This is a genomic window from Kribbella sp. NPDC002412 (genome assembly GCF_053592935.1).
In genome coordinates this window covers 1-11,733 of sequence record NZ_JBSFBL010000022.1, presented here as the reverse complement: position 1 = coordinate 11,733, position 11,733 = coordinate 1, and the positions used below count along the sequence as shown (strand labels likewise).

The following is an 11,733-nucleotide window of genomic DNA, read 5'->3' as shown; positions in this document are numbered from 1 at the left end:
ACGCGGGCCAGCGTGATCCCTGGCTCCGCTAGCGTCTGACGGGTGCCAGGCAACCAGTGGGGACCACCAACTGGCCCACCACCGGGCCCCGGGCAGTACGGACCGCCGCCGCAGCAGCCGGGGCAGTACGGCCCACCGCCGGCGTACTACGGGCCGCCGCAGCAGCCGCAGTACTACGGTCCGCCGCAGGGCGGCCCGCAGTACGGATGGGGCCCGTTGCCCGGTGGTCAGCAGCCTGGCATGCCGCCGAAGAAGTCGAGTGGCGGCAAGATCGCGCTGGTCTTCGGGCTGCTCGCCGTACTGGGCGCCGCCGGTGTGTTCATCGGCATCAAGGCCACGCAGGGTGGCGACGACCCGTCGGTGGCGCAGCCGGTGGCGACGAGCGCTCCGACGTACTCCACGCCTTCGGTGCCGGTGGCAACCACCTCGCGGCCGTCGATCCCGCCGCCGACCCGGGCCACGACGACCCGGCCGCCGGCCACCCGGACGACCTCACCCAAGCCGGTCGAGATCGACCCGCTGCAGTTCGTTGCCACGCACCGGCTCTACAAGACCGGGGTGATGCGGCCGGTGAACTGCAGGGAGCCGCGGACCGGCCTCGCCAACGGGTCCAAGGCGCAGGCGTACTACCGGACACTCAAGACCTGCCTGGACCGCGCCTGGCCGCGGCAGGTGGCGGCATCCGGGCGCACGTTCCGGTCCCCGGGCCTGGTGTCGTGGGTCGGCGCGGCGAACTCCCCGTGCGGCAATTCCGACCGGAGCCTGTCGTTCTACTGCCCGTCGAACCACACGATCTACATGGACGTGGCGGACGACGTGAAGTACTGGAAGCAGAACCAGCCGTTCGCGCGGGCCCTGGCCACGCACACGGTGGCGCACGAGTACGCGCACGCGGTCCAGCAGATGACCGGCATCCTGCCCGCGTTCTACCGAGTCCGGTACGACGCTCCGAACCAGGCGGCGAAGCTGCTCGTGAACCGGCGGATGGAACTCCAGGCGTCCTGCCTCGGCAACGCGTTCCTGGGCGCCAACCGGAACAGCTACCCGATCAAGGGCGAGCTGTATCGGCAGTGGCTGTGGGTCGTGACGCAGAGCGGGGACGTGTCGTACCTGCCGCGCGACCACGGCAGCAAGGCCAGCCACGGGGCGTGGAGCCGGGCCGCCTACGCCAGCCGCAACCTGGGGAAGTGCAACACGTTCACGGCGAGCCCTGGCAAGGTCAGCTGATCCTGCCCGTCTGTTGAGCAAGGCAACGGTTGGTGGCCCGGGGCTCGGATAGCGTCTGCCCCGTGTCAGGCAACCAGTGGGGCCCGCCGCCCGGGCCGCAGCAGCAGCCTCCCTACGGTGCCCCCCAGGGTGGACAGCCGTGGCAGCAGGCACCTCAGTACGGCGGTCCGCCGCCGGGCGCGCCGTACCAGGGCGCGCCGTACCAGGGCGCGCCGTACCAGGGGATGCCTCCGCAGCGTCCGCCGTACGGTCAGCCGCAGCCTCAGTTTGGCTGGGGCGCGCCGCCCGGTGGACCCGGTGGACCTGGTGGACCGGCGCCGCGTAAGAAGGGTGGCGGGGGCAAGGCTGTGTTCGTCGTGCTCGGCGTCGTCGTGCTCGGTGCGGTCGGCATCTTCGGTGTCTCGAACGCGCTGAAGGGCGACGGCGACCCGTACACCAGCCCGACGTACGGCACCTCCAGCTACAGCCCGACGTACGGCCCGTCGAACAGCCCGTCGGTGTCGCCGACCCGGGCAACCAGCGCGCCGACCAGGACCACGACCCGGCCGACCGCGACCAAGCCGACGGCGCCGCGGACGACGTCCAAGCCGAAGCCGAACCCCGGGCCGACCGACGCGGACCTGGTGCTGCGCAACAAGCTGTACAAGGCCGGGGCGATGAAGGCGGTGAACTGCAAGGAGTCCAGGTCCCGCCCGTCGACCGTGTCGGGCGCGCGGGCCAACTACGCCAACCTGCTCAAGTGCCTGAACCGGTCCTGGCCGGCGCTGGTCGCCAAGTCCGGCGCCCGGTTCCGGCCGCCGACGGTGCAGCCGTTCAGCGGGACCGTCAGCACGCCGTGCGGGATGGGCAACGACTCCGGGCCGCCGTTCTACTGCGGTAGCAACGAGACCATCTACATGAACCTCAGCGAGGACATCGGCAACTACAACCGCTACCCGCAGGCGTACCAGAAGGTGTGGGCGCGGATGTGGATGCTGCACCAGTTCGCGCACGAGTACGGCCACCACGTCCAGAACCTGACCGGCATCCTGGCGGCCAACCACCGGATCCGGTACGAGGCCCCGACCCAGGCGCTGGAGCTGGAGGGCAGCCGGCGGCTCGAGCTGCAGGCGTCCTGCTTCGGCGACATCTTCATCGGGGCGAACCGGCGCAGCTACCCGATCACCGGGGAGGCGCTGTTCCAGTGGAAGTGGCTGATCCTGCACTGGACCGACCACAACAACGACCACGGCGACGGGGTGAACCACCGCTACTGGGCGACCCGCGGGTTCAACAGCCGCAACCCGAGCGTCTGCAACACCTTCGCGGTCGGCTCTGCCAAGGTGCAGTGAGCCCTGGTACGGCGGTCGGCTCGGGGCTGGTCGCCGTACCTCCGGAACTGGTGCGGCACCTCACAACGTCATAGTGGTCTCGGTCACCAGGCGGTGGGCTGCAGACGGCGACCTGCCGGGCTGGCTAGCCTGGTGCGCCCCGGATCACGCAAAGTATGTCCGGGGACCTGCAGTCTGTCCGGGGGGATCGAACGACCGGGCGCGGCGTCGGCACCCCGAACAGCGCCGGATGCACCACCGTGACGGCTACACCCAGCAAGGTCGTGAGGAGTATTCGATGTCGGACAACTGGAATCCACCCCCGGAGCGCGAACCGGCTGACGGCGACCAGCCGGCCGGTCCGCCGCCGCAGCCTGCCGGGGATGGCCAGTCGCGCAGGTGGTGGAGCGACAGCACGGACGCCAAGCGCGAGTTCCAGGACCCCAACGAGTCCCAGGACGAGCCGCCCGCCAACAACTGGTTCGGCAAAGGCTGGCAAGGCCGCCGCCCCCCAGTCCAAGACGACGGTCCGACCTGGCAAACCCACCCGGAACAGTCCCGGCCCGACCAGCCCCGGCCTGAGCAGTCGGGCCCCGACGAGCCTCGGCCTGACCCGTCGCGCCCCGACCAGCCCCGCGCCGGGCAGTCGCGCCCGGACCAGTCGCGCGCAGAGCAGTCGCGCCCGGAGCAGTCCCACCCGACGCAGGCGGGTCCTACGCAGCCCGGCCCTGCCCAGCGTGGTCCAGCCCAGCCCGGCTCCACCCAGTCCAGTTCGCAGTCAGACCCTGGCCGGCCTGCTCCCCAACCAGGTGCTGAGCACGGACCGACCTGGTCCGGCCCACAGGCAGGCCCAAGCCAGTCCCGTCCGGCAGATCCTCAATCGCCTTCCGGCCGGCCCGCTCCGCCGCCGGGGCCGAGTTGGTCCGGGCCTCCGCAGTCCGGCCCGACCTGGTCGGGTCCGCAACCGGGCCTCGGCCAGTCCGGCCGCACGCCCAACCACCCGGCAGCGGGCCAGCCTGGTCCCGGTCAACCCGGTCCCCGGCCGAGCCAACCCGGACCGAGCCAATTCGGCTCCAACCAGTTCGGCTCCGGCCAGTCCGGCTCCGGTCAGTCCGGCGCTGACTCGTCTGGTGGTGGGTTGGCGGGGTGGCAGCCAGGGCCTCCGCAGAGTGGTGGGTCGACGGGGCCGCACTCGGAAGGGTCGTACCTCTGGGCGCCGTCACAGCCCCAGCAGCCGCAGCAGCAGTCGCCGTGGAGCAACGCGCTGCCGCCAAACAGGCAGCAGAGCGGTCCGCGGCACGCCGCTCCACGTCAGCAGCAGATCGGTCCGATGGGTCAGCCGGTGCAGCAGGCGCCGACCTGGCAGTACCCACCGATCCCGATCCCGCAGCCACCCGGCCCCGGTCGCCGCCGCAAGCAGAAGACCCGCACCCGCGGTCTGCTGATCGGCCTCGTCGTACTCGCCGTCCTGGTCGTCGGATCGGGCGTCACGCTCCTGGTCCGCAACACCGGCGACGACACCCCGCAGACGACCGACAGCCCCTCGCCGACGCAAAGCCAGTCGGAGTCCCCGTCCGCGAGCCCGTCGCCGACCGAGGCACCCGCACCTGCCGAGGACGAGATCCTGACCGCGAACAAGCTGTACACGGTCGGCCCGATCGCGGCCTCGAAGTGCGCCGAGCCGACGTTCGCGCCGGTCAACATCACCACCGCCCGGGCCTACTACGCCCGCCTGCTCCCGTGCCTCGACCGCACCTGGTCGCTGGCACTGAAGAAGGTCGGCGTCGGCTTCCGCTCCCCGAAGGCAGTCGTGTACGTCGGCAAGCTGTCGTCCCCCTGTGGCATGCAGCGCAGTGTCCGGTCGTCGTACTGCGCCGCGAACGCGACCATCTACATCCCGTTCGCCGTGGACAACCGCTACTACCGGTCCAACCCCGTCTACGCGCGGGCGATCATGCTGAACACGTTCGCGCACGAGTACGGGCACCACGTCCAGAACCTGTCCGGCATCCTGATGGCCTCGGTGACCCGGCAGCAGGGGCTGACGCCGAACCAGAAGCTGCTGGAGAGCCGTCGCCGCGAACTGCAGGCCACCTGCCTCGGCGCGGCGTACCTGGGCGCCAACGCGACGTTCATCCCGATGCGCAACCCGCTGCTGGCGAACTGGCGGTTCCTGATCGCGCACAGCGGTGACGACTACGCCCGGCCGCGGGTCCACGACCACGGCAACCGGGTCAGCAACTACCAGTGGTCGATCGCCGGGTACAACAGCAAGCAGCCCAATTCCTGCAACACCTTCACCGCCGACGAAGCCCGCGTGGCGTAGGCAGTCAACAGCGAAGCCCCGGATCCGCAGACGGCGGCGGTCCGGGGCTTCTGCGTGTCCGGCTCAGAACAGGCGACGGGCTGTGGTCAGCGAGCCGCCGAACGAGGTGACGAAGTTGCTGAGCGACTCTCCGATGTCGGACAGGTGCCAGTTCTCCGGCCCGGAGTACCAGCCGATCCCGGCGTCCGGGTCGTCGTCGTCATCGGTTGCCGCGATCTCCAGAGCCCACTTCTCGGTCAGCCCGAGGACAGCGGCGTACGGGAGGCACCGGGACGCGAACTCGAGCCGGTGGCTGTGCGGCAGGTCGGCCGACGTCTCGTCGAGCAGGTACTGCTGCAGGCCGGCCACTCGCCCCAGCACGGCCGCGCCACGCGCGGTGCGGGCCGGCGCGACCTGACCAACGAGCGCGAGCACCAGCCCGGCCAGCATCACCGCAAGGCCGACCAGTGCGTACTTGCTGACGATCGCAAGCACGATCGTCAGTACGCCCCCTGCACCGAGCAGCACCACGCCCGCAGTGGTCCAGCGGTTCCGGACCGCGTCCGGCCGGGTGGTGAACCACCCTTGCGTGACGACGTCGGCGTACAACTGCTCCCGCACCAGGTTGAGTCGCGGCCGCAGCGACGGGCCCAGCGTGGAGACGACCACCGAGTCGCCGTCCGCGAACACCGCGTCCAGCAGCGCCTTCTCGTACGGCAGCAGCTCAGGACCACCCTGGTTGAGCCGGTGTAGCTCCCAGTCCAGCTTGCCGAACTGGCTCTGCCGCGGCAGCTCCACGATGGTCAGGTAGTTGCGTACGGCGAGGTCCAGCAGCGTCGCGGTGATGTCCACGACGTCAGCCGTCTCGTCGACGACAGTGCCGACCTGTCCCGGGCGGATGCCGTCCGGCGCGGCGAACTGCGGTCCGTCCGAGCTGTCCAGCACCGGCCGCTCCGGCGCGCCGCCACCGACCTTGGCCGCGTCGCGACCGCGGAAGAACCACAGCGCCGCGGCAGCAAGCAGCCCGAGGCCCAGCACGATCGCCGCGAGGCCGAGCGTGCCGGAGTCGACGGTGAACGCGCGGCCGAGGCTCCAGCGCGTGCTGAACTCAGCGTTCGGCTGGACGGTCGCCTGGTCGCTCAGCCCGGTCAGGAAGGTCAGCCGTCCACCCGCCGGTACGCCGTTCTGGTCGATCTGCAGCGACGCCGACTCGGCCAACTGGGACGACGTACACGGCATGCTCGAGCCGACGCGGCCGGAGATGCATGTCACCCACGTCGCGAACGGGATGTCGACGGTCACCGAGGCCTGCGGGATCGCCGTACCGAAGCCCTGCACGATCGGCCAGCTCACCTCGCGGCCCTCGGTGGACTCGGCCACCACGTTGTCCACGGTGTAGCTGTAGACGATCTTCGACTGGCCGGACACGTTCAGCGTGAGCCGGCGGCCGTCGTCGATGCCCTCGTCCTGGAACCCCTGGGCCGGCTGGCCGTTCACCGTCGCCGACACGTCGCGGACGTCGTACGTCCGGTCCCGCTCGGCGTCGGCGCGGACCCGGGTGGCCAGCGTGCGGCTGAACGTCGAGCCGCCCGCGGTCAGGTCCACTGTTTCCTTGACCTGCAGGGCGCCGTCCTTGGTCAGCGTCGCCTGGGCGGAGTACGCCGTGATCTGGTCGTCGGTGGCACGGGTCGGCGCGGCCTGGGCCGGCAACATGCCGAGGGCAACGAACGGGGCGGTCAGGGACATCAGCAGGGCAGCCGGCAGGATGCGGCGCTTCAGTGACATGGGTCGAGAGTAGTCTCGTGCCGGTTCGTCCAGCGAACTCGAGTCAGCACCGTCCAGCGGCAGGAGGGCAACACCGGTGAGCAGCCCATACGGCTACGGGGGCCGGCCACAGGATCGGCCCGTGGGTCCACCGCCCGGTGTCCTGCCGCCTCCGCAGGCCGCGCCGTGGCCTCAGCAACCTGGGCAGTTCCAGGGTGGGCCTGGGCAGTTCCAGGGTGGGCCTGGGCATTTTCAGCCGGGGCCGCCGCCGGGACAGGCGCCGTACCCGGGTCAGTGGGCGCAGCCGTACTACGGCGGACCGGGGCAGTTCAACGGGTTCCAGCCGCCGAAGCGCCGCGGTGGCGCGACCCGGCTGATCCTGTTCGGCTTCGCGATGCTCGTCATCGTCGGCGGCGCGCTGGCTGCGATCAGCGTGATCCTGACCGGCGGCGACAGTGGCGACAACGCCGCCAGGCCCGAGATCACCGGCCCGTCGATTGTGCCGACCCCGACGAGCAACCCGCAGAAGGGTTCGGCCGAGGACTACCTGCTCAACGCCCAGATCTACCGCACGGGCGCCCTGCCGGAGCAGAACTGTAAGGCAGCCAGCCTCGGCAACGGCAACCTCGCTGCGCAGAAGGTGTACTACGAGAAGCTGTTCGCCTGCCTCAACGACGCCTGGCGGCCGATCTTCAAGGAGCTCGGCGAGGAGAAGCCCGACCCCGGCCTGGTCGTGTTCGACAAGCCGGTCGTCACCCCGTGCGGCCAGTTCGCGCCGCTGTCCGGTCGCGTCCTCGCCTTCTACTGCTACGGCAACTCGGTGATGTACACCGACGTACAGCAGATGAACAAGGCGTTCGGCCCGCAGCAGGACCTTGCCTACCTGATGACGATCGCCCACGAGTACGGCCACCACGTCCAGGGCGTCACCGGGTTGTTCTACGCGCGAGCGGCGTACCTGCAGGACCACCCCGACAAGAAGCTCGAGTACTCCCGCCGCAACGAGCTCCAGGCCTCCTGCTTCGCCGGCGTCTTCAGCAAGGCCGTCGCGTCGTCCTACCCGCTGACCGACCGCATGTCCGAGTTCCGCGAGCAGTCCAGCAACAGCTTCGGCGAGTCCCCCAGCACCCCCGAAGAAGAACGCACCCACGGCCTCGCCACCAGCCAAGGCTTCTGGATCCAAAACGGCTATAACATCTCCGAAAACAAAGCCTGCAACACCTACGCCGCCCGCGCAGACCTGGTCAAGTAGAGACAGCCGCACCACGGCGCGTCAGGTGTCGTTCAAGTCGCGTTGTGTCAGGGCAGAGTCCAGTTCTTGCAGGCGGTCTCGGATGCGTTGGACGGTTTGGCGGCGTGGTCTCCATGGTGCGTTGAGCCAGGTCAGCAGCTCTTCTATTGCGGTGGCGTAGAGCCGCCGTACGTCGGGGCCTGTCTTCACCAGGGGTCCGTTCGGGTCGAGGCGACTGGCTCGACCAGTGCTGGCCCAGTGCGAGTCCTGCAGCCGGGGCAGGATCCGGGCCCAGTGACTTGCGGCGTCCAGCAGATCGACCGCGGCGTTTGCGGGTAGCCCCTCGGCCATCAGCAGTGCGACTGCTTCGCGGGCCGACTCCCGATGGCGCCTGCCGTCCTGGTCGACCTGCAGGACCGAGTCAAGCAGCGTGACGAGTGCCGCACGAGTCGCACGCCGGGCGGCTCGGAGCTCAGCCGCGCCTGTGCTTCGGTATGTCAGGTAGCCACCAGACAACGTCCCCAGTAGGCCGAAGGTAGCCGGCAACAGCACGAACCAGACCTCATTCATATCTGACTATCTGGCTTGCTCGCCGACTCGGCAACGCCGGCGACAAGTTCGGCGCCTGCGCCGGATCCGCGACCTTCGGAACAAACGGTTGATGCCGGGTCGACCACGGTCCACCGACATTCGTTTACTCGGCGGCGACCACGGGCGGTAGGCTTTCACAAGCGGGCGACGGCAGGAGCACGCGCAACGCGGGGCGGGCGGGAGCGGCGCGGGTGACGCGACGAAGACAGCGGAACGTAGCCGCCGCGTGGGAAAGAACTCTGTGGTTGTTCACGGTTCTGGTTGTGTTAACAGGGGGGCGTATTATCCGGGCGTGACGTTGCGACGCGGGGAGGCGGCGCCGCCCGCGCGGACGCTGGTGGATGTGTTGCAGGAGACGGCTGCCGGGTTTGCGGACGAGCCGGCGCTGGACGACGGAAGTGTGAGTCTGAGCTACCGGGAGCTGCTGGAGCAGACCGGGAAGTTTGCCGCGCGGTTGACCGAGGGCGGGATCGGGCCGGGCGATCGGGTCGGGGTGCGGATCTCGTCGGGGCACAACGATCTGTACGTCGCGATCCTCGGCACACTGCAGGCCGGGGCGGCGTACGTGCCGGTGGATGCGGACGATCCGGACGAGCGGGCGGAGCTGGTGTTCGGCGAGGCGTCCGTGGCGGCGATCGTCACCGACGACCTCGAGCTCACGCTGATGCGGCCGGAGCCGGGGCCGTTGCCGGACAACGACAACGCCGACGGGTACTACGACTACCCGTACTCGGCCCGCATGGACTCACCGCAGACCGCACCGCCGCGAGCCGACGGTCCCGAGCCGGACGACGACGCGTGGATCATCTTCACCTCGGGCTCGACCGGCGTACCCAAGGGTGTCGCCGTCACGCATCGATCGGCCGCCGCGTTCGTGGACGCGGAAGCGCGGATGTTCCTGCAGCAGGACCCGATCGGCGCGGACGACCGGGTTCTCGCCGGCCTCTCAGTGGCGTTCGACGCGTCCTGTGAGGAGATGTGGCTGGCCTGGCGGCATGGAGCCTGCCTTGTCCCGGCTCCGCGGTCACTCGTGCGCAGCGGAATGGATCTCGGCCCGTGGCTCGTCGCGCAGGGCATCACGATCGTGTCGACTGTGCCGACTCTTGCGGCGCTGTGGCCGCCGGACGCGCTCGACCAGGTGCGGCTGCTGATCTTCGGCGGCGAGGCGTGTCCGCCCGAGCTCGCCGAGCGACTGGCGACGGACGGCCGCGAGGTCTGGAACACGTACGGTCCCACCGAGGCGACCGTAGTGGCCTGCGGCGCCCAGCTGACCGGGGAAGGACCGGTCCGGATCGGCCTCCCGCTCGACGGCTGGGACCTTGCCGTGGTCGATGCCGAAGGCAACGAGGTGCAGGAGGGCCAGATCGGTGAGCTGATCATCGGCGGTGTCGGGCTGGCCCGCTACCTGGACCCGGCGAAGGACGCGGAGAAGTTCGCCTCGATGCCGACCCTCGGCTGGGAACGCGCGTACCGCAGCGGCGACCTGGTCCGTTACGAGCCCGAGGGACTGCTGTTCCAGGGCCGCGCGGACGAGCAGGTCAAGCTCGGCGGCCGCCGGATCGAGCTCGGCGAGGTCGACGCCGCCCTGCAGGCGTTGCCCAGCGTGTCCGGCGCAGCCGCCGCGGTCCGCGCCAGCGCCGCGGGTAACCAGTTGCTCGTCGGGTACGTCGTACCAGAAGACACCACGCAGTTCGACCAGCAAGCGGCCACCGAGCAGCTCCGCAAAGCCCTGCCGGCAGCGCTCGTGCCGCTGATCGCCGTCGTCGACACCCTGCCGACCAGGACGTCCGGCAAGGTGGACCGCAACGCACTCCCCTGGCCGCTGGAGAACCTCGACACCGACGGTCCCGCAGCCGAGCTCGAGGGTACGGCGGGATGGCTGGCGGAGCGCTGGACGAAGGTGCTCGGCGCCAAGGTCACCGGGGACGACAACGACTTCTTCCTGCACGGCGGCGGCAGCCTGGCCGCCGCGCAACTGGTGTCCGCCCTGCGCGAGCGCTACCCGGATGTCACCGTCGCGGACATCTACGAGTACCCCCGGCTCGGCGCGCTCGCGGACCGACTCGACGAGGCGACCCCAACCATCGCCGAGCCCGTCGAGCTCCGCGAGATCCGGCCGACGCCAAAGGCCACCCAGCTCCTGCAGACTGCGCTGACGCTCATCCTGCAGACCGTCGTCGGCGTCCGCTGGCTCGTCTACCTGTTCACCCTGAACAACCTGCTCGCGGAGTTCGCCGGCCCGCTGCCGTGGCTGCGGACCGTGTCCTGGTGGTGGATCCTGGCCGGCTGGCTGATCCTCATCACGCCGGCGGGGCGGATGGGGATCGCCGTCGTCGGCGCCCGCATCCTGCTGCGCAACCTGAAAGCCGGCACGTACCCGAGAGGCGGCAACGTCCACGTCCGGCTGTGGGCGGCCGAGAACCTCGCGGACGCCGCCGGCGCGGCCAACCTCGCCGGCGCACCCTGGATCGCCTACTACGCCAGAGCGCTCGGCGCGAAGATCGGCCGCGGCGTCGACCTGCACACCCTCCCGCCGGTGACCGGCATGCTGACCATGGGCCGCGGCGCCTCGATCGAGCCCGAGGTCGACCTGGCCGGCTACTGGATCGACGGCGACCAGCTGCACGTCGGCCCGGTGACCGTCGGTGCCGAGGCGGTCGTCGGCTCGCGCAGCACGCTGCTGCCCGGCGCGGAGATCGGCCGGAACGCCGAGATCGCCGCCGGCTCCGCCGTGTCCGGCAAGGTCCCGGCGAGCGAGCGCTGGTCCGGATCCCCCGCGACCCGCATCGGCCGCGCCCGCCATCCCTGGCCGGACCACCGCCCGAACCGCGCGCCGTGGTGGGTTCTCGCGTACGGCGCTCAGTCGGCCCTCATGTCGTTGATCCCGGTGGCGGCGGCCGCGGCCGCCCTCGTCGTACTGGGCAACGCGCTCGAAGGCACGACAACGCTGCAAGCCGCGGCCCTGGAAGCACTCAAAGCCGTGCCGCTGATGACGCTCGTCGGCTTCGCAACGCTGGCCGCGCTGACCTTGATCGGCGTCCGGCTGCTGGGTATCGGCATCAAACCCGGCCATTACCCCGTCCGGAGCCGGATCGGGTGGCAGGTGTGGGCGACCGAGCGACTGCTGGACTCGGCCCGCACGCTGCTCTTCCCGCTGTACGCCAGCCTGCTGACCCCGTGGTGGCTGCGCGCCCTTGGAGCGAAGGTCGGCCGCGACGTCGAGGCGTCGACGGTGCTCCTGCTGCCGAAGATGACCACCGTCGGTGAGGGCGCGTTCCTGGCCGACGACACGATGATCGCGTCGT

The 11,733-nt window shown here is 70.3% G+C and carries 7 protein-coding genes; 5 read left to right on the top strand and 2 right to left on the bottom strand.

The annotated features are described in order from the left end of the window. Nucleotides 1–42 precede the first annotated feature (42 nt). The 3 genes from ACWCOV_RS19090 to ACWCOV_RS19080 all read left to right on the top strand — a co-directional run bounded on the left by ACWCOV_RS19090 (nucleotide 43) and on the right by ACWCOV_RS19080 (nucleotide 4,863). Nucleotides 43–1,227: a neutral zinc metallopeptidase gene (locus tag ACWCOV_RS19090; RefSeq protein WP_449830603.1), complete on the top strand. Its 1,185-nt coding sequence runs from the start codon at nucleotides 43–45 to the stop codon at nucleotides 1,225–1,227. 62 nt (nucleotides 1,228–1,289) lie between these two features. After that, nucleotides 1,290–2,558 carry a neutral zinc metallopeptidase gene (locus ACWCOV_RS19085; protein ID WP_449830602.1) on the top strand — a complete coding sequence of 423 codons (1,269 nt, stop codon included), beginning with the start codon at nucleotides 1,290–1,292 and terminating at the stop codon, nucleotides 2,556–2,558. A 1,309-nt stretch (nucleotides 2,559–3,867) separates the two neighbouring features. Further along, entirely contained in the window at nucleotides 3,868–4,863 is a 996-nt protein-coding gene (locus ACWCOV_RS19080) for a neutral zinc metallopeptidase (protein ID WP_449830601.1), read from the top strand. 63 nt (nucleotides 4,864–4,926) lie between these two features. On the opposite strand, the gene ACWCOV_RS19075 is transcribed toward ACWCOV_RS19080, so the two are convergent. Beyond that, entirely contained in the window at nucleotides 4,927–6,627 is a 1,701-nt protein-coding gene (locus tag ACWCOV_RS19075; protein WP_449830600.1) for a DUF2207 domain-containing protein, read from the bottom strand. Between the two features lie 121 nt (nucleotides 6,628–6,748). Here ACWCOV_RS19075 and ACWCOV_RS19070 point away from each other — a divergent pair, with 121 nt between their 5' ends. Then, entirely contained in the window at nucleotides 6,749–7,858 is a 1,110-nt protein-coding gene (locus ACWCOV_RS19070) for a neutral zinc metallopeptidase (protein WP_449830599.1), read from the top strand. A gap of 21 nt (nucleotides 7,859–7,879) precedes the next feature. Here ACWCOV_RS19070 and ACWCOV_RS19065 read toward each other — a convergent pair whose 3' ends face one another. Then, nucleotides 7,880–8,407, bottom strand: coding sequence for a hypothetical protein (locus ACWCOV_RS19065; RefSeq protein ID WP_449830598.1), 528 nt, complete (start codon nucleotides 8,405–8,407; stop codon nucleotides 7,880–7,882). A gap of 313 nt (nucleotides 8,408–8,720) precedes the next feature. Here ACWCOV_RS19065 and ACWCOV_RS19060 point away from each other — a divergent pair. Continuing rightward, nucleotides 8,721–11,733 (top strand): amino acid adenylation domain-containing protein (locus ACWCOV_RS19060; protein ID WP_449830597.1); only part of this gene is annotated, 3,013 nt, incomplete at its 3' end.